Origin of the sequence: Lutibaculum baratangense AMV1 (assembly GCF_000496075.1) — a bacterium.
Classification (GTDB): Bacteria; Pseudomonadota; Alphaproteobacteria; order Rhizobiales; family Tepidamorphaceae; genus Lutibaculum; species Lutibaculum baratangense.
In genome coordinates, this window is sequence record NZ_AWXZ01000035.1 from 104,022 (window position 1) to 126,259 (window position 22,238).

The 22,238-nt window shown below is 70.1% G+C and carries 20 protein-coding genes, 1 tRNA gene and 1 pseudogene; 9 read left to right on the plus strand and 13 right to left on the minus strand.

The genetic code is table 11. The features are described 5' to 3' along the window. Positions 1–130 precede the first annotated feature (130 nt). Positions 131–994, plus strand: coding sequence for an RNA polymerase factor sigma-32 (locus tag N177_RS12440; protein ID WP_040485749.1), 864 nt, complete (start codon positions 131–133; stop codon positions 992–994). Positions 995–1,024: 30 nt separating this feature from the next. Here the strand turns inward: N177_RS12440 and N177_RS12445 are convergent, their stop codons facing one another. Together N177_RS12445 and N177_RS12450 are read right to left on the minus strand one after the other, a co-directional pair. Further along, positions 1,025–2,479: a M48 family metalloprotease gene (locus tag N177_RS12445; protein WP_023432700.1), complete on the minus strand. Its 1,455-nt coding sequence runs from the start codon at positions 2,477–2,479 to the stop codon at positions 1,025–1,027. Between the two features lie 34 nt (positions 2,480–2,513). Then, positions 2,514–3,347, minus strand: coding sequence for a thermonuclease family protein (locus N177_RS12450; RefSeq protein ID WP_152527913.1), 834 nt, complete (start codon positions 3,345–3,347; stop codon positions 2,514–2,516). Here N177_RS12450 and N177_RS12455 point away from each other — a divergent pair. Further along, a tRNA-Arg gene (locus N177_RS12455) sits at positions 3,320–3,396 on the plus strand. The two genes, N177_RS12450 and N177_RS12455, sit on opposite strands and share 28 nt — an antisense overlap. A 111-nt stretch (positions 3,397–3,507) precedes the next feature. Here the strand turns inward: N177_RS12455 and N177_RS12460 are convergent. After that, positions 3,508–3,834, minus strand: a complete 327-nt coding sequence (locus tag N177_RS12460; protein ID WP_023432702.1) for a hypothetical protein — start codon at positions 3,832–3,834, stop codon at positions 3,508–3,510. Position 3,835: 1 nt separating this feature from the next. Between N177_RS12460 and N177_RS21685 the strand changes: the two genes are divergently transcribed. The 3 genes from N177_RS21685 (at position 3,836) to N177_RS12470 (ending at position 8,783) form a co-directional block, all read left to right on the plus strand. Then, entirely contained in the window at positions 3,836–3,994 is a 159-nt protein-coding gene (locus tag N177_RS21685) for a hypothetical protein (RefSeq protein WP_160170931.1), read from the plus strand. Between the two features lie 526 nt (positions 3,995–4,520). Beyond that, positions 4,521–7,070 carry a DUF3772 domain-containing protein gene (locus tag N177_RS12465; protein ID WP_023432703.1) on the plus strand — a complete coding sequence of 850 codons (2,550 nt, stop codon included), beginning with the start codon at positions 4,521–4,523 and terminating at the stop codon, positions 7,068–7,070. A gap of 81 nt (positions 7,071–7,151) precedes the next feature. Continuing rightward, complete coding sequence (locus tag N177_RS12470) at positions 7,152–8,783, plus strand: AMP-binding protein (RefSeq protein ID WP_023432704.1); 1,632 nt, start codon at positions 7,152–7,154, stop codon at positions 8,781–8,783. On the opposite strand, the gene N177_RS12475 is transcribed toward N177_RS12470, so the two are convergent. The 4 genes from N177_RS12475 to N177_RS12490 form a co-directional block, all read right to left on the minus strand. Next, complete coding sequence (locus N177_RS12475; protein WP_023432705.1) at positions 8,749–9,954, minus strand: GNAT family N-acetyltransferase; 1,206 nt, start codon at positions 9,952–9,954, stop codon at positions 8,749–8,751. The two genes, N177_RS12470 and N177_RS12475, sit on opposite strands and share 35 nt — an antisense overlap. A 4-nt stretch (positions 9,955–9,958) precedes the next feature. Then, positions 9,959–11,374, minus strand: a complete 1,416-nt coding sequence (locus tag N177_RS12480; RefSeq protein WP_023432706.1) for an oligosaccharide flippase family protein — start codon at positions 11,372–11,374, stop codon at positions 9,959–9,961. A 106-nt stretch (positions 11,375–11,480) separates the two neighbouring features. Next, positions 11,481–12,035 (minus strand): DUF924 family protein, encoded by a 555-nt coding sequence (locus N177_RS12485; RefSeq protein ID WP_040485752.1) that lies wholly within the window; start codon positions 12,033–12,035, stop codon positions 11,481–11,483. Between the two features lie 2 nt (positions 12,036–12,037). After that, entirely contained in the window at positions 12,038–13,837 is a 1,800-nt protein-coding gene (locus N177_RS12490; protein ID WP_023432708.1) for a long-chain-acyl-CoA synthetase, read from the minus strand. Positions 13,838–14,006: 169 nt separating this feature from the next. Here N177_RS12490 and N177_RS12495 point away from each other — a divergent pair, with 169 nt between their 5' ends. Then, positions 14,007–14,234 (plus strand): sulfurtransferase TusA family protein, encoded by a 228-nt coding sequence (locus N177_RS12495; RefSeq protein ID WP_040485708.1) that lies wholly within the window; start codon positions 14,007–14,009, stop codon positions 14,232–14,234. An 11-nt stretch (positions 14,235–14,245) separates the two neighbouring features. Here the strand turns inward: N177_RS12495 and N177_RS12500 are convergent, their stop codons facing one another. From N177_RS12500 to N177_RS12515, 4 genes are all read right to left on the minus strand, one after another. After that, positions 14,246–15,451, minus strand: a complete 1,206-nt coding sequence (locus N177_RS12500; RefSeq protein WP_023432710.1) for a D-alanyl-D-alanine carboxypeptidase family protein — start codon at positions 15,449–15,451, stop codon at positions 14,246–14,248. 49 nt (positions 15,452–15,500) lie between these two features. Further along, positions 15,501–17,036: a hypothetical protein gene (locus N177_RS12505; RefSeq protein WP_023432711.1), complete on the minus strand. Its 1,536-nt coding sequence runs from the start codon at positions 17,034–17,036 to the stop codon at positions 15,501–15,503. Positions 17,037–17,200: 164 nt separating this feature from the next. After that, a complete protein-coding gene (locus tag N177_RS12510; protein ID WP_023432712.1) occupies positions 17,201–18,631 on the minus strand; it encodes an ATP-binding protein in 1,431 nt (476 codons plus the stop codon). Continuing rightward, the gene (locus tag N177_RS12515; protein ID WP_023432713.1) at positions 18,628–19,347 is read right to left on the minus strand and encodes a response regulator; all 720 of its coding nucleotides are present in this window, start codon (positions 19,345–19,347) and stop codon (positions 18,628–18,630) included. Before N177_RS12515 ends, N177_RS12510 begins: the two co-directional genes overlap by 4 nt. A gap of 172 nt (positions 19,348–19,519) precedes the next feature. Here N177_RS12515 and N177_RS20650 point away from each other — a divergent pair, with 172 nt between their 5' ends. From N177_RS20650 to N177_RS12525, 3 genes and pseudogenes are all read left to right on the plus strand, one after another. Continuing rightward, positions 19,520–20,254, plus strand: a complete 735-nt coding sequence (locus tag N177_RS20650) for an EF-hand domain-containing protein (protein ID WP_023432714.1) — start codon at positions 19,520–19,522, stop codon at positions 20,252–20,254. 113 nt (positions 20,255–20,367) lie between these two features. Further along, a complete protein-coding gene (locus N177_RS21690) occupies positions 20,368–20,508 on the plus strand; it encodes a hypothetical protein (RefSeq protein WP_023432715.1) in 141 nt (46 codons plus the stop codon). Between the two features lie 37 nt (positions 20,509–20,545). Further along, positions 20,546–21,404 (plus strand): annotated as a pseudogene (locus N177_RS12525) (TrmH family RNA methyltransferase). Here the strand turns inward: N177_RS12525 and N177_RS21395 are convergent. Next, positions 21,370–21,636: a hypothetical protein gene (locus tag N177_RS21395; RefSeq protein ID WP_152527914.1), complete on the minus strand. Its 267-nt coding sequence runs from the start codon at positions 21,634–21,636 to the stop codon at positions 21,370–21,372. The pseudogene N177_RS12525 and the gene N177_RS21395 overlap by 35 nt on opposite strands. A 116-nt stretch (positions 21,637–21,752) precedes the next feature. Then, positions 21,753–22,145, minus strand: coding sequence for a methylglyoxal synthase (locus tag N177_RS21890; protein ID WP_280113387.1), 393 nt, complete (start codon positions 22,143–22,145; stop codon positions 21,753–21,755). Positions 22,146–22,238 lie beyond the last annotated feature (93 nt).

A 22,238-nucleotide genomic window follows, 5' to 3' on the forward strand; every position in this document is an offset into this window, starting at 1 on the left:
ATCACGATCGCTTGATTTCACGCCGTCCGGCCCTAGCCGGGCGGCGTTTCCATGTCTGGATGAACCGATTTCGTGGAACCGGCGTACCCCTGGATGCGTCTTACCTTCCGCAGTGAATGTCGGGGTCGCCATGCAGACAGAGACGAGTTCGCGCAGGAGCTTCGTTCGCGCGGCAATGAGCGCGCCATATCTCGACAGGGAGGAAGAGCATCTCCTTGCCGTGACCTGGCGCGAAGGCCGTAACGAGGAAGCACTTCACAGGCTGACGCAGGCGCACATGCGCCTGGTCATCGCGATCGCCGGCCGCTTCCGCCATTTCGGCCTTTCGATGAGCGATATGATCCAGGAGGGGCATGTCGGCCTGCTGGAGGCTGCGGCCCGTTTCGAGCCCGAGCGCGAGGTGCGCTTCTCGACCTACGCCACCTGGTGGATCCGTGCCTCCATCCAGGACTACATCCTCAGGAACTGGTCGATCGTGCGGGGCGGGACGAGCTCGACCCAGAAGTCGCTCTTCTTCAACCTTCGCCGCCTGCGGGCCCGGCTGGCGAGCGGCGCGGAACCGGATTCCGTCGACCGGAACGTGCACCGCCAGATCGCGCTGGCCGTCGGCGTCTCCGAGGAGGACGTGGCGCTGATGGATTCGCGCCTGTCCGCGCCGGACACGAGCCTCAACGGGCCGCTCCTCGAATCGTCCGAAGGCAGTGCCGAGCGCCAGGACTTCCTGGTGGCGGACGACCCGCTGCCGGACGAGATGGTGGGGGAATCGCTCGACCGGGAGAAGCGGAGCAAGCAGCTCCAGGAGGCGCTTCAGGTGCTGAATGCGCGCGAGCTGCAGATCGTGCGCGAGCGGCGCCTCTCCGAGGACGGCGCGACGCTCGAGTCGCTCGGCACGACCCTCGGCATCTCGAAGGAGCGGGTGCGTCAGATCGAGAGCCGGGCGCTCGAGAAGCTCAGAAGCGCGCTCGTGGAGAAGGGGGCGAGCCCCGTCATGTGATCGCTGCGGCCCGCGGTGGGCCGTGGCCGCCTACCGCGCGACGATCTTGACGAGCTGGCCCGGCTGCACCCTGTCGCCGGGCGAGAGGCCGTTGAGCGCGCGGAACCGGTCTTCCCGGTGGTCGGAGAAATCCATGCGAGCGGCGAGTGACCCGACGCTGTCCCCCGGCCGCGCCTGCACGATCTCGACGCGCTGCGGCCTGACCGCCCGCGCCTCCTGGCTCGAGATCAGCCGGAAGCTTCCCGCCGACTGCGCGAGCTCCCGCCGCAGGCCGTCGTGGAGCTGCCGCGACGCCAGGATGAAGCGGTAGACGTCGGTGCCGTTGCCGCGGATCGCCGCCACGGCGAACTCCCAGTCGTCGCTCCGCACGATGGCGGTCGCCGCCGAAAGCCCGCCGATCGTGACGGGCGTCACCTCGCTGACGTCGCCGCCGCGCACCGCGTCCTGCTTCAGGTAGGTCTCGAGCGAGACCTCGCGCGCCACCGACACCGCGTCGAACCGGATGATGTCGCCGCCAGGCGAGAACCCGACGACCGCGCTCGGCGTGTTCTCGAGCGCGTAGCCCTCCGGCACCGAGAAGGTGATTCCGAGGCCGGGATGGATGAAGGTGCGGTCGCGCACGAAGCCTTCCTTCGGGTCGTCGCCATAGGCGAGGCCCTGCAGCGTGCGCAGATAGCCGTCGCGGTCGCGCTCGCCCCTGTAGGCGGCGGCCATGGCGCGGGCGCCGGCCTCCGCGGCCAGGATGCGCTGCGGCGTCGCGGGATGGCTCGAGAAGATGTCCACTCTGCCCGCCTCGCGTTCCTGGTTCAGGATCTTGCTCTGCAGCGAGACCTGCCGTTCGAGCGCGCGCAGGAAGGTGACGGCGCCGTCTGGATCATAGCCGGCCTTCGCCATGGTGCGGATGCCGATCTCGTCGGCGGCAAGCTCCTGCTGCCTCGAGAACTGCGCGAGCGCCCCCCGCGTCTGTGCCACCGCGGCGGCGCCGGCCTCGGGGTCGCCCACCATGTCGTTGACGACCTGGCTCACGACGGCGGCGTTCGCGGCCTTCTGCTCGCGCTCGATCGCATGGCGGGCGGTGACGTGCGCCATCTCGTGGGCGAGCACGGCAGCGACCTCGGCCGAATCGTTGGCCAGGGCGAGGAGCCCGCGCGTGACGTAGATGTAGCCGCCCGGCAGCGAGAAGGCGTTGATCGACGGCGAGTTCAGGATCGTGACGCGATAGCCGTAGTCCGGCCGGTCCGACGCCGGGCGCAGCCGCTGGATCGTGCGGTCGAGATAGGCCTGGAGCTGCGGGTCCGCATAGGCTCCGCCGAACGCCGCGACCACCTCGGGATGCTCGCGCGCGCCGAGTGCGGCCTCGCGGGCATCATAGGCGCCATCGTGCCTGGCGGGCTGGGGCGAGAGGTTGGCCACGCCGCCCGTGCCGCCGAGGCCGGTCAGCCCGCCGGAGCAGCCGGCGAGCACCAGCGCGAGCGACAGCGCCACCGCCCGCGCCGCCCCGGCACGCGTGGTGCATGCGCTAGCGATCGTCGACCAGTTCCAGCTGCGTCGGCCGACTGACCGCGATCGCCGGTCCCCTTTCGTCAAGCACGTAGCCCCTGATTCGAACGCGCCGGCCCACGAGATCGCCTAGGGAATGCCCCTCCGGTGCGATCTCCGCGACCGTGTCAGTGTCTATATAAGCGGTGAAGTCTTCGTTCCAGAATGTGCCGAAATTCAGATAGGTCCGCCGCGGCCGCTCACCTAGGGACAGAACGGTCCCCTCGACTAGGACGAATTCGCCACGCCTGAGGAGAATCCGCGCCGGGTCCTCGGCCGGCAGCACCTCGAAGCCGCCCTGCGCCCACAGCCCCGCGCCGGCGGCACGCGCTTCCGCCTCCGCCGCGAGAATCGCCTCGCCGCACGGCTCGCGCTCCTCCGGCATGGCGAGCGCCAGGCCCTTCTCGGCGAGGCGCCAGGAAAGCGTCGCGTCCTGCTTCAGCAGAAGGTTGCCCGGCAGCCTGCCGTGGCGGTCGGGCCTCCCGTCGCGCGGCAGGAGCGCGTATGCCTCCGCCGCGACGGGCGCGATCGCGGCGAGGACGTCTTCCCGCCAGGGCGGCGGCGGCAGGACGATGTCGGACAGCCTGACGGCGCGACCGTCCGCCAGCACGATGCCGCCGTCCTCGCGGACGCCCGAAACGGCGACGGGCTCCGCCTTCTCCGCACCGGCGCCACAGGCGGCCGCGACGGCCGGCCCGTGCGCTACCGCGCAGAGCGACATGGCTGCCAGGAGCGTCGCGAGGGCATGGCGGCGGCGCCCAAGCTGTGATAGGCAGATGCCCATATGTCCCCGTAGCTCAGCAGGATAGAGCATCAGATTCCTAATCTGAGGGTCACAGGTTCGAATCCTGTCGGGGACACCACTCTTTTCATATCATCATGAATGCGAACGGCTATGTCCCGCGCCTGCGCGGGGAGGGGCAGACATGCCGTGCATGCGCTGACGGGTGGCTGCGGCTGGCGGGGCACCTGCGTCATTCCGATCGCGGCGAGAGGCAATAATCCTGGAGCGGACAGCCGCACCGGCCGGCCATGGCGGCTTCGATGACCGCGCGCCGGGGCCTTCCGACATCGGTGTGGTCGAGGATCAGCCGCTGCGCGAGGTTCAGATTGTCGACGAGGATGCAGGCCTTCTGCGGCGACGAGACGAGCGGGCCCTGCGCGATCGGCCATTTGTCGAACCTGCGCTCGGGGCTGACCGCGGAGCCGGCATTGTTCAGGCCTACGATGTCCCAGTTCTCGTCGTCGCTCTTCACCATGAAGCTGATGATGCGCCCCGTGGGGCTGCGATAGACGTTCACCTTGTCGAAGACGAAGTCCTCCGGCTCGTTCTTCTGCAGGACCTCGGCCCGGTACGTCTCGAAGCTGCGCCACGGCGTCGCCTCGAAGAAGCCGAAGCTCTCGTTGCCGTCGTCTCCCGCCGCGTCCCTGCAGTCGTCGTCGTTGCAGGGCTCGCGGTAGAACGCGACGTAGTGGTTGAAGCCGAACGGGCACTCCGGCGTGGAGGCGCCGCCCGGGAATGCGGAATAGTGCGCGATCTCGCCGTGGAAGAAGGACTGGTACTGCCCGCCGACGGCAGCGGCGAGCCGACGGCGGAGGGACAGGCGGCCTCCGCCGACGAGACGTGAAGGCCAAGTCCCAAGGCGGCGGCGAGGGCCACTGCGATGGCGGAGCGGAAGGTGCGCGGACGCTCGCGCCGACCTGACGCTCCTGCGCCACGTCGGCCTGCCCCCCGACCCGCGAAGACCCGCCTGACCAGCGACATGACCGGCCGCCCGTCTCCCGATGGGCCCCGCGCCCGGGGGAGCTTCCCCGAGTATGCACCGGATCCGGCGGGGGGAGAAGCGGATCTCAGCCTCGGCGCGGGGCAGGGCGAGCCGCCGGCCGCCGGCCCTGCAAGTCGTGACCGAGCCTGCCTTTGTGCGGTCGCTTTTGCTCGGCTATCAAGGCGGCGTCGCCCTCCCGCCACACGACCCTCGAGCCCGGCATGACCCGCCGCCAGCCCCTCCGTCTCGCTTTCCTATGTGTCCTGGCCTTCGTCGTCTCGGTGGTCGCCGCGCTCGCGCAGCCGCTGCCCGACATCGTCACGCGGGGCGGGCAGGCGCAGCCGGAGGCGACGGAGGAGGCGGAGCCGCGACCGCAGCCGAGCGAGCCGATGACCGGGACGTCGCTCGATTCCGTCGTCGATCCGAACCGGGCGAACGCTCGGGCCGACGAATGGCGCGCGCGGCTGCAGGTGATCTCCGACCGCCTGACGGGCGAGGAGCTGGGGGAGGAGGGGCTCGCGACGCTCCGCGCGGAAGTCGAGTCGATCGCCGCCAATGCCCGGGCGCAGGAGGCCAGGCTCGAGCCGCAGCTCCAGGCGGTGCGGGCCCGCCTCGACCAGCTGGGGGCGGCTCCGGACGATCCGGCCGAGGAGCCGCGTGAGCTGCGCGAGCGCAGGCTCGCCGAGCAGGGCGAGCTCACCCGCACCGATGCGGCGCTGAGGAACATCCGGCTCGTGGCCGTTCAGGGCGAACAGCTCGCGCTCGACATCTCGGCGACCCGGCGCGCGCGCATGACCGAGCGGCTGACGGCACAGGGCCCCAGCGCCCTCAGCCCCACCCTCTGGAGCGAGGTGGTGCAGGACGGCGCGCGGGGCGTGGAAGAGCTCGTCGACCTCGTCGTCGAAACAGGCGGGGTCGCGTGGGAGCGGCTCGCGGCCGGACCCTTCGTGGCCCTCGGTCTGTCGCTGGGGATGGTCGTCTTCGGCTTGCGCCTCGTGCGGGGGCTCAAGGCGCGCTACGGCGTCGTCGATCTCGAGGGCGAGGAAGCCTCCGCCTCGCGCAAGCTCCTGCGGGCGGCACTCATCACGCTGTCGATCGGCGTCCTGCCGAACCTCCTCCTCGTCGCCCTGTTCGTCATCCTGGAGTCCTACGTCGTCCTGCCGGACCGTGCGACGGGCCTCCTGCGCGGGCTGTTCGTCGGCATCGGCACCGTCGTGTTCGTCTTCGCGCTCGCCCGCGCCCTCCTGGAGCCGAACTCGCCGCGCTGGCGCGTGCTGCGCCTGAGCGACCGCGCCGCCCACCGCATGAGCGTCTACGTGACGGCCGTGGGCTGCGTGCTCGGCGGGAGCATCTTCCTGCAGGTGCTGAACGACGTGCTCGTCGCCACCGTCTCCCTCGACATCGCCCGGCGGGTCGTCACGGCCTTCCTGATCATGTTCTTTTTCATCATGGCGCTGCGCCGGCTCGCGATGGAGTGGACGGATGGCGGCGGCGCGGAGGCGGATCGCGACCAGGGGCCGTGGGCGGTCATCCTGCTGACCGTGCTCTGGGCGGTGCTCGCCGTGATCGCCGCGGCGCTGGTGCTCGGCTACGTGCCGCTCGCGAGCTTCCTCGCCGTGCAGCTCGTCTTCGCCGTCTCGATGCTCGCGCTCCTGTGGCTCGCCCTTGGCGTGACGGACGACCTCATCACGAACTTCGTCCGGCCGGGCCAGCGTATCGGCCACGCGCTCCAGGCCGGCTTCGGCCTCACCTCGAGCGGCGTCAGGCAGGTCGCGGTGCTCGTCAGCGGGATCGTGCGACTGTCCCTCATCGTCTTCACCGGCATGCTGATCCTCCTGCCATGGGGCTTCGAGGCGGACCGCTGGACGGCATGGCTGCGGGCGGCCTTCTTCGGCTTCAAGGTCGGCGAGGTCACGATCTCGATCTCCGCGATCCTGACGGCGCTCTTGCTGCTCGGCGGCGGGATGGTGGCGACGCGCGCCATCCAGAACTGGCTCGGCAACAACTACCTGCCGAACACGCGGCTCGATGTCGGCATGCGGAACTCCATCCGCACGATGTCGGGCTATGTCGGCGTGATCGCGGCCGCCGTGTTCGCCTTCTCCTATGTCGGGCTGAACCTCGAGAACGTCGCCCTGCTCGCCGGCGCGCTCTCCGTCGGTATCGGTTTCGGCCTCCAGTCGATCGTCAACAACTTCGTGTCGGGCCTCATCCTGCTGACGGAGCGGCCGATCAAGGAGGGCGACTGGATCGTCGTCGGGCCGGAGCAGGGCTATGTCAGCAAGATCTCGATCCGCGCGACCGAGATCGAGACCTTCGACCGCGGCACCGTCATCGTCCCGAACTCCGACCTGATCACCGGCACGGTCAAGAACTGGACGCATTCGAGCATGATCGGCCGCGTCGACGTGTCCGTCACGGTCGCCTACGACACGCCGACGGAGAAGGTGCGGGAGGCGATCCTGGACGTGACGCGCGAGCACGCGAGCATCCTCTCCTATCCCGAGCCCGCCGTCCTGCTGATGGATTTCGCGGAGCGCGGGATGACCTTCCGCCTCTGGGCCTTCATCGGCGACATCAACAACGTGTTCACGGTGGCGAGCGACCTGCGCTTCGAGATCGAGCGTCGGTTCCGCGAGGAGGGGATCGTCATCCCGCTGCCGCGGCGCGACCTCACGATCAGGGGCATCGACCGCATCGAGGCTGCGCTGGCGGGACGGCAGGCGCGGCCGGAGGCGACGGGAAGCGCCTCGGAGGACGGGGCGACCTGAGCGTACGGCAGCCGGGGGGTTGCGCCGCGGCATCTTGCGGCGCAGCATCACGCACCCGTGAAAAACGAGAGACGGCTGCCGATGCTGCCCCCGGCGGAAACCTTCGATTCCCTCGCCTCCAGCTTTCGCTGGCAGGTGCCGGGCCGCTACAATATCGCCGACACCGCCTGCGACCGCTGGGCGGACGCGGAGCCTGGGCGGCTCGCGATCCGTCACGTGCTTGGCGACGGGAGCGTCGTCGACACGAGCTTCGGGAAGCTGCGCGAGCGCGCCGACCGGCTGGCGCACGCCCTGAAGGGCCTCGGGCTGGGAAAGGGCGACCGGGTCGCGCTCCTGCTGCCGCAATGCGCGGAGGTCGCGGTCGCGCATTTCGCCGCCTACAAGACCGGGGCGGCGGCGGTGCCGCTCGCGCTCCTGTTCGGGCCTGACGCGCTGCGCCACCGGTTGAGGGACAGCGGCGCGAGGGTCGCGGTCGTCGATGCGCTCGGCGTGGCGAAGCTCGCCGAGATCCGGCACGAGCTGCCCGCGCTCGAGACGGTCGTCTCCATCGACGGGGCGGATGGCGATGCGCTGGGGCTCGAGGCGATATGCGCCGCCCAGCCGCCGCGCTTCGAGACGGCCGCCACGTCGCCCGACGATCCGGCCCTGATGATCTACACCTCCGGCACGACGGGGCCGGCCAAGGGGGCGCTGCACGGGCACCGCGTGCTGCTCGGCCACCTGCCGGGGGCGGAGCTGCCCCATTACCCGTATCCTCAGCCCGGCGACTTCATGTGGACGCCGGCCGACTGGGCCTGGGCGGGCGGCCTCCTCAACGCGATGCTGCCGGCGCTCCACCACGGCGTGCCGGTGCTCGCGCAGCCCTTCCGGCGCTTCGAGGCGGGGGCCGCGTTCGAGCTGATGCGCGCGAACGGCGTCAGGAACGCGTTCATTCCTCCGACGGCCCTCAGGATGATGCGCGGCGCGGGCGACATTCCCTGGCGCGAGATCGGCCTGCGCTCGGTGATGAGCGCCGGCGAGCCCCTCGGCCGCGAGGTCTACGAATGGTCTCGCGAGGCCATGGGGCTGACGGTCGACGAGGCGTACGGGCAGACGGAGTGCAATCTCGTGCTCGGCTCGTGCTCGGCGCTCGGCGTGAGCCGCGCGGGCCGGATCGGGCGCGTGGTGCCGGGCCACGAGGTCGCCGTGATCGACGGCGAGGGCAGGGCCGTCCGGCCCGGCGAGATCGGGCAGATCGCCGTCCGGGCGCCGGACCCCGTGATGTTCCTGAGCTATTGGGAGAAGCCCGAGGCGACGGCGGCGAAGTTCCTGGGATCGTGGATGCTGACGGGCGACCAGGGCACGATGGACGAGGAGGGCTATGTCGGCTTCGTCGGCCGCGACGACGACGTCATCACCTCTGCCGGCTACCGTATCGGTCCGGGTGAGGTGGAAGATTGCCTCGTCGCCCATCCGGCCGTGGCGCTGGCGGCGGTGGTCGGCCAGCCGGACCCTCTGCGCACCGAGATCGTGAAGGCCTTCGTCGTGCTGCGCGAGGGCTTCGCGCCCGACGAGACGCTGGCGCGGGAGATCCAGGCCTTCGTGCGCGGTCGCCTCTCCGCGCACGAGTACCCCCGCGAGATCGCCTTCATCGAGGAGATGCCGCTGACGGCGACGGGGAAGGTGATCCGCCGGCTCCTCAGGGAGCCGGGCTCGTCTTCTTCGCCGGCCTGAGCCGGTTGCGCACGGCGTCGCGCAGCTTGACCGCCTGCTCGCGGGCCTCGCGCCGCTTCGTCTCGAGGAACTTCGCCATTGCCGGGCCCGGCAGGCCGCGGTGCGGAACGAGCAGAAGGTCGCCGAAGCCGCGGCGCTGGTGCCAGATCCGGTCGACGAGGCTCGAATCGGGCTTTGAGCAGGAATCGTATTCCACCGGCTCCCCCGCCTGCAGCGCTTGCGAGGTCTGGTGCATCAGGAGCTGGACGTAGGGCGAGTGCTTCGCATGCGCCTCGTCGAAGGCGATCTTCCAGAGCCAGCTCCGCCAGCCGCAGGACAGGGTGATGCCGATCGCGATCACGCTGCCGTCGAGACGCAGCGCGTCGATATGGGCCTGTCCGTTGCCGGCGAGAGCGGGAACGGCGCCCCGGAAGAAGGCCGCCTGCTCGGGATGCTGGAGGGCGGCGGTCCCGAGGCGGCCTTTCCAGCCGGCCGCCTCGAGCTCGAGGAACGTCTCGACGCCGGCTGCAACCTCCTCGCGCGAGTGGAGCGTCTCGAAGGAGACCTCGCCCTGCTCCTCGAGCCTGCGGCCGAGCTGGCGGTACTTCTTGAGCTTGCTGCCGCCGGAGACCGGGAAGTCCTCCCGCGCACCTCGGCCGGGCCAGAGCATGGCCCTCACATGGCGATCGAACCAGATCGCGGCGACGCCCTCGGCTTCGGCGTGACGTTCGAGCGCCTCGCAGACGGCGCCGTCGGTCGGCATCCGCGTCAGGAGCCAGGCCCGCGCCGGCGCCTCGCCCGACGAAAGTGCCGAGAGGAAGCGCCTGGCGACCTCGTCCTCGCGGCCCTGCCGCACGAGCGGCACGGAGCTGCAGGAGAAGGGGTGATCGACGATTTCGGCGACCGGGAACGGACCGCCCCAGCGCAGGCTGCGCCGGAAGGGGAAGAGAGCGTCGATCGCGCCCGCCTCGCCATCGACGCGCAGCGCCTGCACCTCCCGCCCGTGGCCCAGGGTCTCGACGAAGCTCGGCATCACGAGCGGGCCGTAGAAGACGTTCGGCTCGCTCGCGGACGCCTCGAGATCCCGCCACCTGGCCCGGTCGAGGTCGCGCATCGACACGACGCCGACGGCGAGGGAGGAGCGGGAGCGGCGCCCCGCCGGGGCTCCGGTGAGTTCTGCAGTGACCGTCATGACGTCACCCTTTCGCGGAGGCGCCCGGACGACCGGAGCGCAGATCGACGATGAAGACGTGGAGCCCCAGCTGCCGCCACGCGACGAGGGCCAGGAGGAAGGACTCGACGAGCAGCGTCGCCGCCGTCGCGATCGCGGCGCCGTAGAGCCCGAAGAAGGGGATGAGAGCGATGTTCAGCGCGATGTTCAGCGCCAGCGACGTGCCGTAGACGACCGCGCAGCGGTTCTGCTGCCCCATCATGTTGAGGATGCGGTCGACCGGCCCGACCGACGCCCGGGCGAGGAGGCCGAGGGCGAAGATGAAGAGCAGCGGATAGGCGTCGCCGAACCCTTCGCCGAAGAGCCAGAGCAGCGGCTTGCCGACGATCAGCAGGCCACCGGTGGCCGTGAGGGCCGGCCAGAAGGTCCAGCGGACGGAATCCCGGACGAAGCTCTCGAGCTCCGCACGCTGTCCCGCGGCGTGGTACTCGGAATACTTGTGCGCGGTCGCCGCGGTGACGGCGAAGGGAATGAACGAGACGAGCGCCAGGACCTTCACCGCCGCGTAGTAGATCGCGACGTCGGAGGGCCCCGCCATGGCGGTGAGGATCATGATGTCGACATTCGTCAGGATGACGTAGAAGCCGTCGACGAGCAGGACCGGCACGGAGGCGGTGATCCACGCCCGCCACGCGTAGCGCCGGCCGCCCGGCTCGATCTTGCGCCTGAGGCTGCGGTTCAGCATCAGGAGCTGGGCGAGGCCGCTCGCCCATACGGCGAGCGCCATGGCGTAGGTGGCCGAGACCGCGTGCACCTCGCCGTAGACGAGCATGATCGCCGCGACGATCGCGATGATCAGGAACGGCCGCACGAGGTAGGGCAGGCCGAGGCCGATGCCGACCCAGTTGAAGTTACGGGAGATGCCGTCCTGCACGTCCATGACGGCGTAGATCGGCAGGCACGCGAGAGCGATATAGAGCGGCAGGACGTAGTCCTGTCCGACCCAGGGCGACAGGAGCGCGACCAGGGCACAGCCGAGGAGCGCGAGGCCGCTCGCCACGGCGAAGACGAAGACGCGGCTGCCCGTCAGGAAGCCGCGCGCGAGATCGAGATCGCCCGACGTGCGGTACTGCGGCACGAAGCGCTGCGCCATCGTGGAGAAGCCCAGCGGCGTGAGCGCGCCGACCATGACGAGGAAGACCCAGACGAAGGCGAAGATGCCGTATTCGTGCTGGCCGAGCCAGCGGGCGAGGAGGATCTGCGCGACGAAGGCGAGGCCGGCGCTCGACACCCTGATGGCGAACGCCCAGAACGCGGTGCGCTGCGCGACCGCCTTGTCGCTCTTGCCGTTGACGATCTCGGCGAGCGCTGTCCGGATGCGGGCGAGCCCCTGCGGGGCGGCGGCCTGCGGCCACTCGCTGCCCTCTTCGATGGACGACATGCCGCCTCCGGACCTCGCCTTTTGGGATGAACCGGCGCGGAGACTAAGCCTGCGGCTTTTAAGATTCCCTTCCGGAAATAGGAGACTCGCGAGCCCCGTCCGGCTCTCAGCCGGCGAAGCCGCCGCTCTCGAGATAGGTGCGCTCCTCCGGCGTGGTCTCGCGTCCGAGCACCTGATTGCGGTGCGGGAAGCGGCCGAACCGGGCGATCACGTCGAGATGGATGAGGGCGTAATGGTAGGAATCGTGCTCGCCGAGCACGCGGAAGAGGTCCACCCCGCGCCGCTGCACATCGAGGTCCTCGGAGTGCATGAAGGGCATGTAGTAGAAGATCCGGACGGCCGGAGGGAAAGCGGCCGGGAACCGGCAGGCGATCGCGTGCTCGGCCAGTTCGAGCGCCGCCGCGTCCCCCGCATAGGCGCGGGCGCTGTCGCGGTGGAGGTTGCGGGGGATCTGGTCGAGCAGGAGGATGAGGGCGAGACAGCCGTGCGGCGTGTCGCGCCAGTCGCCGAGGCCGCCACGAAGCGCCTCTTCGTGCAGGCTGCCGAACCGCTCCCGGCACGCGGCGTCGAACGCATCGTCGCGGGCGAACCAGCGCGCCGGCCCGGCCGTCCACCAGAAGTCGAGAAGCCCGAGCGCGTCAGCCTGTCCTGTCTCGTGCACGTTCACAGTCTCACCTCTCCCGCCACGATGTCGTCGTGAAGCGCCTTGTCGATCGGCCTGAAGCGCCCCGCCTTCTGGTCGTTGAAGAAGAGCGCGTCCTGCACCTGATCGGGATCGAAGCCCTCCCGGCGCAGATCGACCTTGCGCTGCTTGAACGTCGTCGTCATGTCGGCCTCCCGCCTCAGGCGCAGGAAGAGCGGGCGGGCGTAGGCGGGAAGCTGCTTCTCCACGTGCGCGTGGAACCTGTCGAGGTCGATCTCGCCCTCGACCGTCAGCGCCGCCATCCCCGCGCGGCCGTCGTGACCCGGCACCTCGACGCCGTAGACATTCGCGTCGTGGATCCCCGGGAACACCGCGACCGCCTCGCTCACCTGCGAGGTCGCCACGTTCTCCCCCTTCCAGCGGAAGGTGTCGCCGATCCGGTCGATGAAGAAGAAGTAGCCGAGCCGGTCCTTCTTCAGGAGGTCGCCGGTGCGGAACCAGGCGTCGCCCTTCTCGAAGACGTCGCGCAGGATCTTGCGCTCCGTCGCCTGGCGGTCGGCATAGCCGTCGAAGCGCTGGGCGGGGGCGTTCGGGTCGATCAGGATCTTGCCGATCGCCTCGCCGATCTCGCCCGGCTCGCACTCGACGCAGAAGCCGTCGGCGTTCCGCACCGGGGTCTCGCTGCCCATGTCGAAGCGCACGATCTTCGTCATGAAGCGGTGCTCGAGCCATTTCGGGATGCGCCCGACGGAGCCGGGACGGCCGTCGACGTTGAAGAGCGTCACGTTGCCTTCCGTCGCCGCGTACCACTCGAGGATCTGCGGGATCTGGAAGCGGGTCTTGAAGGCCTCCCAGATGTCGGGCCTGAGGCCGTTTCCGTTGCAGAGCCTGATCTTGTGGCGGGTCTCGTTGGGGTTCGGCGGCGCGTTGAGGAGGTAGCGGCAGAGCTCGCCGATATACTGGAACATCGTGCACTCGTACTCGACGATGTCGTCCCAGAACTGGCGCGCCGAGAAGCGGTCGCGGATGAAGCACGAGCCGCCGGCCATGAGCGCGATGCCCGGCGCGAGGACGCCGCCGGCCGTGTGGTAGAGCGGCTGGGCGACGTAGATCCGGTCCGTCTCCTTCGCGTTGCAGACGGCGGAGAAGCCGCCCATGATCGCCTGGATGCGGTAGTGGTTGATGATGGCGGCCTTCGGCATGCCCGTCGTGCCGCTCGTGTAGATGTAGAGCGCCGGATCCTCGATCGTGAGGTCGGGCAGCCTGTCCGCGGTCAGTGCCGAGGTCGGCATCGCATCCACGGCGGGATCGAGGGCCTGGTGGGTGCCGTTGCCGCCGCCCATGGCCCAGACCGGCGTCTGTGCGTCGACGAGCGGCATCGCCTCCTCGATCGCCGGCAGCATCGCCTCGTCGGTCACGACCAGCCTGGCGTTCACGATGTTGATCGAGTAGGCGAGCGCCTGGCCCGTCTGGTTCGTGTTGAGCAATGCGGCGACGGCGCCGACCCGGATGATGCCCATCCACACGGCGAGATATTCCGGGCTCGCCGTCAGCATGACAGCCACCGTGTCGCCCTTGCCGATGCCCTGGCCGATCGCCCAGTGCGCGTACTGGTTCGACCGCTCCAGGAGCTGACGATAGGTGAGGGACTGCTGGCTGCTGATCAGAGCGACACGGTTGCCATGCTTGTCGGCGAGATCGTTCAGAACGTCGGGAAAGGTCCGTGACTTGTTCTTCGCCACCGGCTTCAGCCGACCGAGGATCCGGTAGGCCGCACCGAGATAGGCAAGCTCGCTTCGCGCGCGCTCGAGTAGCGCCATTGTTCCTCCCTCAAGGCGTTCCCTATGGCCGCGTCCCCGCCGATCCGGCTCACGGCTCGTTTTGTTCAAGCAAGGCCCGGACGGACCGGGGTGTCAATCATTGACATGGCCCGCGGCCCGGCGGCATGCAAGCTGGGGAAAGCCGCATCATGTTGGGCGAAAAATGGAAATGGCCGAAGAGACGCAACTCGACGTGAAGGGGCTTCTGTGCCCTCTGCCGGTGCTGAAGGCGCGCAAGGCGCTCTCGGCCCTGCCATCCGGCGCCGTCCTCGCCGTGGAGGCGACCGACCCTGCCGCGGTGATCGACGTCCCGCATTTCTGCAACGAGTCGGGCCACGAACTCGTCTCGCAGGACGAGACGGACGGCGTCTACGTGTTCCGCATCAGGCGGAAGTGAGGTCGGCGTCGCTAATAGAGCCCGCCGGCCGGCAGGCGCAGCGGGTTCGGGACGGGCAACGGGATTCCGCTCATGCTGGCGCGCACGGGGGCGGCCGGCTCGCCCTGCTGCTCGAACGGACGCGCGGCCGGGGCCGGCGGGTCGAGCGGGACGGCGACCTCCGTCGGCCGCTGCGGCTTCCTGAGGATCGAGTCCGGGGCCATGGCGAGTGCCGCCGCCGCCTCGCCCGCGCCGGTGGCTGGTGCGTCGTCGAAGCCGAACGAGACGAGATCCGCCGGAGCCGTGTTGCCCTGGCAGACATAGGGGCGCATGTCGACGGGTGTGAGGAGGTTCGAGGGACGCCGCAAGTCGGTCAGCTTCGTGCGTGAGCGCGAGAAGAGATCGAACCCGCTGCCCTGGGCGAATCCGGCCTCGAGCAGCGCCGCGGCGACCTCCTCGCGGCGTCTCGAATTGAGGGCGCCGAGAACCACCACCACCAGACGTCGGCCATTGCGGGTCGCGCTCGAGACGACGTTGAAGCCGCCGGAGCAGATGAAGCCCGTCTTCATGCCGTCGGCGCCCCGAAACTGGCCGATCAGCTTGTTGTGGTTCTTCATGAGCTGTCCGCCGATCTGGATCGACGGCAGGGAGAAGTAGTGCTGGTGCTGCGGGAACTTCATGATGATCGCGCGGGACAGGAGCGCGAGGTCCCGCGCCGAGCTGACCTGCCGGCTGTCGGGCAGGCCGTGCGGGTTCACGAAGTTCGTGTCCGTCATGCCGAGTCGCGCCGCCGCCCTGTTCATGCCGGCGACGAAGCGGTCCTCGGAGCCGCCGACCGCTTCCGCGAGGGCGACGGCCACGTCGTTCGCGGATTTCACCATGAGGATGCGGATGGCGTCGTCGACGGTGATCTGCGTCCCGACCTTGTAGTCCATCTTGCTCGGCGGCTGCGCCGCCGCGGCGGCCGAGATCGTGACCGGCGAGTTGAGGCTTATGAGCCTGTGCTCCACCGCATCGAGCGCGACATAGACCGTCATCAGCTTCGTGAGCGAGGCGGGATACCAGCGATCGAACGGCTTGTAGGCGTGCAGGACCTCGCCGGTTCGCGCATCGAAGAGCAGTGTCGGCCCAGCCTTCGCGGCACCCGCGGTCAGAAGCGGCAGCGCCACCGCAAGTATTGCGGTGGCAACGAGGGCCGGCCGGCAGAGGCGGGACAGCAGGATGTGAAGGCGATGCACCATCCCTCCAGTTGTTATCCGTGCCGCCCGCTGCCGTAAAGGGAATCCGTCAGGCTGCCTGCGACATCGGGACCTGCGTGTCGCCCGCGCTACTCCCCAGCCGGAACGCGAGGCTGTTGCCCTCCGCGCCGCCGCCGGCGGAGACAAGGGTTCCGCCTGCGCGCGCGAGGAGCTTCATCAGGGCGGCTAGCGCAACGGCGACGCTGTCCTCCTCGCCGATCTCCGCCATGCCCGCCTCGCTGATCGTCACGACGACGCCCTCGGTGCTCGCCTCGCTGTCGACCATCAGGTGGGGCCTCTCGGCGCTGCTGCGGCCGCGCACCACGTGAAGGGCGCTCGCCAGGATGTTCTGGAGGGTCGTCGGGTCTCCCTCCACGATCGGCAGGCTGCCGACGATGAACTCGCCGATCAGGTCGCGCTCGCGGCTCTGGTCGCGCCAGTCGGCGACGAGGCTGCCGAGAGCGACCGGTGCGACCCGGTCGGCGGACTCGCCGGCCGCCATGGCCTCGATGAGGATCAGGCACGTCTCCAGCGTCGCGGTCATCCGCCTCATGCGCGGATCAGGAGCCGCGCGGCTTTCGTCTGCCTCGACGCCGGCAAGGTCGACGAATGTCGCGACGAACCGGTCGACCCCCTCCTCGGGATCGGGCAGGCGATCGAAGGCGAGGAGGCCGCGATGCTCGACATCCCCGACCGTGGCGGTGGCCTGCGCGATCCTCGCGTCGCCCGAGATGGTGTCGGCGAGGGGGGTGCCGTCCGACAGCCGCAGCGCCGAGATCGGCTGTGCCTCGCGCAGCGTCTCGAGGTCGGCCGCTCCGAACATCTGCATCGTGGCGCGGTTGCCGGCGAGGAGCTGTCCGTCGCCGCCGAAGACGAGAACCGGGTGAGGGAAGTGCTCGACGAGAACCTGCGCACGCTGCAGGGCCGGCGCCGAGAGAATCGCGACGCGCCTCGCGGACTTGCCGGCCGCTGCCGCCAGCCGGTCGAAGGACTGGCCGTGCCGGCCCATCGCCTGGACTTTCTGCGGCGCGTCCTCGGAGGGGTGGAGGAGCATGTCCGTCAGCGCCCGCTGCGGCCTGCCGATCCAGCGATCGCCCAGCCAGGCGACGAGACCGCCGAGCAGGCTCGCGATGAGGAGGGTCAAGCCGAAGACGCTCGCGGCCGCACGGCGCAGCGTCGCAGTCCGGTCGGCGGCGTTCGCGACGAGCGTCACGTCGTGTGCGGAATCCCTGATGTGGACGGCATGGGTGGGCTCGCCGAAGAGCCGCTGCCGGAGCGTGATCTCCTGTGGCGTGTCGCCCGACGTCAGCCCGAAGCGGGCGACCTCCTTGCCGAGCTCGAGGATCACGCCGCCGGTCACGTTCGTCATCTCGGTCAGCCGGCGGCCGTTGGCCACGAGGTCGTCGAGGGAGCTGCCGCCCGCGCTCGCCCTGCCGATCGTCCACGCCCCGCGAACGCTGCTCTCGAGCTTCGCCGTCTCGTTGCGCTTCGCCTCGTCGAGGAGGTAGAGGCCTCCGAGCGACATGGAGCCCACCACCGTCACCGTGACGAGCGCCGCAAGCCGCATGGTCGGATTGATCGTCATGGTAGCCCCCGCCGGTCGTTGGAGAGGCCGGCCCCCTCGAGGACCGGCTCGTTTTCGAACCTAGCGCAGCCGGTTTTCCCTTGGGTAAAGGCAAAAGCTCGCAATTTTCGCAAGATGCGAAGGGTGTCGACGAGGCATGACCCGAGGCCGGCCCCGAGCGGCGTTCAGGTGACGGCGGGAAGCGTCAGCGTGGCTTCGAGGCCGCCGCCCGCGCGGTTGGCGAGGGCGATGTCGCCGCCATGGGCGCGCATGATGGTGCGGGCGATGGCGAGGCCGAGCCCGATGCCCCCCGTCTCGCGGCTGCGCGAGCTTTCCGCGCGCACGAAGGGCTCGAACATGCGCTCCACGTCCCCGTCCGGGATACCCGGCCCGTCGTCGCGGACTTCGATGCGGATGTCTGGGCCGGAGCGGGAGACGCCGACCTGGGCCCGCTCGCCGTAGCGAACGGCGTTCTCCAGCACGTTGCGCACGGCGCGCCTGAGCGCCATCGGGCGGCATCGCGCGACCGCGGGCTCGCCTCCATTCGCGGTGACGTCCATGCCGAGCTCGGCCAGGTCCTCCACGAGGCTGTCGACCAGCGCCGTGATGTCGACGGAGCGTGTCTCCTCCTCCGCCTGGTCGGCCCGGGCGAAGGCGAGCGCCGCCTCGGTCATGTGCTGCATCTCCTCGAGGGTCTCGACGAGCTTCTCGCGGGTCTCCTCGTCGTCGACGAGCTCCGCGCGCAGCCTCAGGCTGGTGATCGGGGTGCGCAGGTCGTGCGAGATCGCCGCGAGCATCCGGGTCCTGTCGGCGACGAAGGAATCGAGCCGCTCGCGCATCTCGTTGAAGGCCCTCGTGCTGCGCCGGGCCTCGTCGGGGCCGGTCTCGACGAGTGGCGGAAAGCGCTCGCCCCGGCCGTAGCGCTGCGCCGCGTCGGCGAGCTTGCGCATCGGCCGCACCATGCGCCGGCCGACGACGGCCGCGACGAGCCCGACGGCCAGCGCCGAGAGGCCGAGGCTCCAGAGAAAGGCCCGGCCGAACGGGCGCGCCGGCGGGGGCGGCCCCGTGACGGCGTTCAGCCAGTTGCCGTCGCCCAGCTCCACCGACAGCGCGAGCCAGAACGCCCGCTCGCGCGGCGTGTGCGGGTGGTTTTCGCGGCGAGGGCGCTCGATAGCCGCGTTGCCGCCGTCTTCCCCCCATGCCTCGATCGGATCGCGCCGGTGGTGGTGCTCGGCGCGGTGCCTCGGCAGGGGGTCTTCATCGAGCAGGACCACGCTCACGGAGGTCGGCGGCATGTCGAGATATCGGGCGAGATCCGGGCCGAACCGCTCGAAGCGGCCGGGATCGGCGCCCTCGGGCGGCTGGTCGGAGATCCAGAAGCGCAGATAGCGGGAGCTGGCAGTTTCCAGAAGCTCCGGCCGCTCGCTCGGCGGGAGGTCGGGAAGCAGGCGCACGAGCGTCGTGGTCCGGCTGATCACAAGATCCTTGAAGCGCTCGCGCGCATCCTGTGTGCGCTCCATCGCGAACAGCACGAAGGCGGCGGTCTGCGCGACGAGGAGCGCGATCAGGAGGAGGAGCGCGAGCTGCCCCGCGAAGCTCTTCGGGACGAGCCTCATTCCTTCGTCACCTCGCCTGCGAAGGAGTAACCGCCGCCCCAGACGGTCTTGATGAGGGCCGGCTGCTTCGGGTCGACCTCGATCTTCCGGCGCAGGCGGCTGACCTGGTTGTCGATCGCCCGGTCGAAGGGACCGGCGTTACGCCCTCGCGTGATGTCGAGAAGCTGGTCGCGTGAGAGAACCATGCCGGCCCGCTCGAGCAGGGCGACGAGCAGGCGGAACTCTCCCGTCGACAGCGGCACCGCCACGCCGTCCTCGCCCACGAGCTCGCGGCGCGCGGTGTCGAGGGTCCAGCGGTCGAACCGGTAGCGCTCGCCGGTCGCGGGCTCGCGCGAGGGCGGCAGGGCCTGGGTCCGCCTGAGCACCGCCTTGATGCGGGCGAGGAGTTCGCGCGGGTTGAAGGGCTTCGTCACGTAGTCGTCGGCGCCGATCTCGAGGCCGACGACCCGGTCGGTCTCCTCCGCCATGGCGGTCAGCAGGATGACGGGGATCTGGTTCGTCTCGCGCAGGTGGCGGCAGAGGGTCAGGCCGTCCTCGCCCGGCATCATGATGTCGAGCACGACGAGGTCGGTCGCCGAGGCCTTCAGGGCGCGGCGCGCCGCGGCGGCGCTCTCTGCCGTCGTCACGCGCATGGCGTTCTTCTGCAGGTAGCGCGCGAGGAGGTCGCGGATGTCGCGGTGGTCGTCGACCACGAGGATGTGAGGCGTCTCGTCCATGATCCGTCACTACGACGGAACCGGCGACCTGTCGCGGCCGATGTGTAACGAGATGTATCGGCTGCGGCGAAGCTTCGTGCGCTGACACACAATTGCGCGGCGGGGGGATAGTCCTGCGACAGGCGGACTCCATAGTTCACCCCATCGGACGGACCAGAAAAGGAGATCTCCGATGAAGACCTCGATCAAGTTCCTGGCCCTCGGCAGCGCGATGGTCGCCACGGCCGCCATGGTCGGCGGCGCGGTTGCCCAGGACAGTGGAAGCGAACGCGGCTGGCGCGACGGCCCCCGCCACGAGCGGCAGTACGAGCGCCGCGGCGACGGCCCGCGCTGGCAGCGCGAAGGCCGCCACGAGCGTCACCATGGCGGAGGCCATCACGGCGGCGGCTATCGCGGCGGGCACCATGGCATGATGGGCATGGGCGGCCACGGCATGATGGGTATGGGCGGCATGGGTGGCCCCGCCGGCAAGATGATGTTCATGCGCGTCTTCCAGCTCGCCGACACGGACGGAGACGGCCGTGTGACACAGGAGGACTTCGACGCCTTCCTGCAGGACCGCATGGAGCAGTACGACGCGAATGGCGACGGCGAGCTTCAGCTCGACGAGTACAAGGCGTTCTTCGCCGAGCTCGTCGAACCGATGGCGGTGCGCAGCTTCCAGGCGCTCGATCCCGACGGCGACGCTTCGCTGACGCGCGAGGAGTTCGGCGCGCGCCTCGACGGCATCGTCGAGAAGATGGACCGTGACGGGGACGGCGCCCTGACGCTGCAGGACCGTCGGGGCGGACGCGAAGGCTGGCGCAGCCGGCGCGGCGACGGCCAGCGCACCCAGGCGCCGGCGACCCAGGACACGCCCGCCGAGGTTTCGCCCCAGGCCGACGACGAGGACGCGGCCGCGCAATAAGGCGACCGCGAAAGGCGCTTCCCGCTCCCGCCTTCTGGCGCGGGAGCGGCTTCGGCCCGGCGGCCTCCGCCGGGCCTTCGACGTGTCGGGCCGGCGAAAGCAGGGAGACAGGCATGAGAACGTCGACGACCCTTGCCGTCGCGCTTGCCGCGGTCGTGCTCGTCGTGGCTCTGTCGGCCGCCGTCCAGCCGCGCGCCGAGGTGACCCTCGACAGCCGCATCCTCTCCTGGTTCGACCTTCAAGACTGGTGGTAGAGTTGCGCGGCGCACTGTCCCGCTGCACCTTGCGGCGATGAGCGAGATCACCTCCGCCGTCGCATCCCCCGGCCGGTCCGTCTACGCCGTGGACGACGCGGCCGACCCGCGCCTCGAGCCCTACGCCGCCATCCGCGAACGCGATCTGCGGGGCCATGGCGACCGTTTCATCGCGGAAGGCGAGGTGGTGCTGCGGGTCCTCCTCTCGACCTCCCGGTTCCGGGCCGACTCGATCCTCGTGTCCGAGCGCCGCCTCCACGGTCTCGGGCCTCTGCTGGCGACGGCTCCGGCGGACGTGCCGGTCCTCGTGGCGGGGCAGGCGGTGATGGACCGGCTCGTCGGTTTCCACATCCATCGCGGCGTGCTGGCGGTGGGGCGCCGGCTGCCCGAGCCCTGCGCGGGCAGCCTTCTCGCCTCGCTGCCGAGGAAGCGTCTCGTCGTCGCGCTGGTGGGGGTTTCGAACCACGACAATGTCGGCGGCATCTTCCGCAACGCCGCAGCCTTCGGCGCGGACGCCGTGCTCCTCGACCACGCAAGCTGCGACCCGCTCTAATCGCAAGGCGATCCGCGTTTCAGTGGGCGGGACGCTGAAGGTGCCGTTCGCCAGGCTTGCGGCCGGCGAGGATCTCGTGGGCCTCCTGGAGACGCACGGCTTCCTGCCGCTCGCGCTGTCGCCGCGCGGCAGGTTCGATCTCGAGGCGGTGCCGGAGCATCCCGGCGGCAGGGCCCTCATCTTCGGGGCGGAGGGCCCGGGCCTGCCGGACGAGGTGATGTCGCGGGCGACGGGCGTGCGGATCGGCATGGCGGCCGACTTCGATTCGCTCAACGTCGCGACGAGCTCGGGGATCGCGCTCTACGCGCTCACGCGTCCTCGAGGAGCGACCGCTCGGCCGTGAGGGCGAGCCGGAACGCCAGATAGCTCGCCCAGACGACGAGGCCGGTGAGGGCGACGGACATCGCGACCACGACCGGCATCGGGAGACCCAACAGCCCGGCCAGGGCCCAGTCGAGCGCGGCGGCCATGAAGCCGATCTCCGAGGCGCAGAGCAGCGTGAAGAAGACGGTGTTCCACCACACGAGCGGCGAGAACCGGCGGGCGGGGGTAGCGATCGGCGTGGAGAGAGACATTCTGCGAAGGAACCTGTGAGGCAGCGCATGGCGGCGCCCGTCGCACCGCGAGCAGCAGCAGCGGCAGCAGCAGCTTCATCCCCGATTGCGGCGGAACTGCGAATGCGCGATGCGCTTCAGCGGTCGAGGTTCTCTGTCCGGTCCTCGATCGGCGAAAGCCGCTCGATGATGAGCGTCGCCGTCGACGGGCTGCACGCGAAGGGCAGGTCGTAGACGGTCGCGAGCCGCGTCAGCGCCTTCACGTCGACGTCGTGCGGCAGGGCCGAGAGCGGATCGATGAAGAAGATCACCGCTTCGAGGGCGCCCTCCGCGATCAGCGCGCCGACCTGCTGGTCGCCGCCGAGCGGGCCGCTCTTCAGCCGCGTCACGTCGAGCTCCGGCACCGCCTCCATCACCCGCGCCCCCGTCGTGCCGGTCGCGAAGAGCGGTACCTCCTTCAGCTCGCGCCGGTGACGGCGGACCCACTCGACCATCTCGTCCTTCTTGGCGTCATGCGCGACGAGCGCGATCGCCTTCCGCGCGAGAGAAGCGGCCGCGGGGGCGGGCGAGGCGGGAGCGGCCCGTCCGCCGGCGATGATCCCCTCGACATCCTCCGCCGTCGG

Bases quoted from the DNA above. Each gene is read 5' to 3' on its own strand.
- N177_RS12440 (WP_040485749.1), top strand. From the start codon at position 131: ATGCAGACAGAGACGAGTTCGCGCAGGAGCTTCGTTCGCGCGGCAATG.
- N177_RS12450 (WP_152527913.1), bottom strand. From the start codon at position 3,347: ATGCTCTATCCTGCTGAGCTACGGGGACATATGGGCATCTGCCTATCA.
- N177_RS12465 (WP_023432703.1), top strand. From the start codon at position 4,521: ATGACCCGCCGCCAGCCCCTCCGTCTCGCTTTCCTATGTGTCCTGGCC.
- N177_RS12470 (WP_023432704.1), top strand. From the start codon at position 7,152: ATGCTGCCCCCGGCGGAAACCTTCGATTCCCTCGCCTCCAGCTTTCGC.
- N177_RS12475 (WP_023432705.1), bottom strand. From the start codon at position 9,954: ATGACGGTCACTGCAGAACTCACCGGAGCCCCGGCGGGGCGCCGCTCC.
- N177_RS12480 (WP_023432706.1), bottom strand. From the start codon at position 11,374: ATGTCGTCCATCGAAGAGGGCAGCGAGTGGCCGCAGGCCGCCGCCCCG.
- N177_RS12490 (WP_023432708.1), bottom strand. From the start codon at position 13,837: ATGGCGCTACTCGAGCGCGCGCGAAGCGAGCTTGCCTATCTCGGTGCG.
- N177_RS12495 (WP_040485708.1), top strand. From the start codon at position 14,007: ATGGCCGAAGAGACGCAACTCGACGTGAAGGGGCTTCTGTGCCCTCTG.
- N177_RS12505 (WP_023432711.1), bottom strand. From the start codon at position 17,036: ATGACGATCAATCCGACCATGCGGCTTGCGGCGCTCGTCACGGTGACG.
- N177_RS12510 (WP_023432712.1), bottom strand. From the start codon at position 18,631: ATGAGGCTCGTCCCGAAGAGCTTCGCGGGGCAGCTCGCGCTCCTCCTC.
- N177_RS12515 (WP_023432713.1), bottom strand. From the start codon at position 19,347: ATGGACGAGACGCCTCACATCCTCGTGGTCGACGACCACCGCGACATC.
- N177_RS20650 (WP_023432714.1), top strand. From the start codon at position 19,520: ATGAAGACCTCGATCAAGTTCCTGGCCCTCGGCAGCGCGATGGTCGCC.
- N177_RS21690 (WP_023432715.1), top strand. From the start codon at position 20,368: ATGAGAACGTCGACGACCCTTGCCGTCGCGCTTGCCGCGGTCGTGCTC.
- N177_RS21395 (WP_152527914.1), bottom strand. From the start codon at position 21,636: ATGTCTCTCTCCACGCCGATCGCTACCCCCGCCCGCCGGTTCTCGCCG.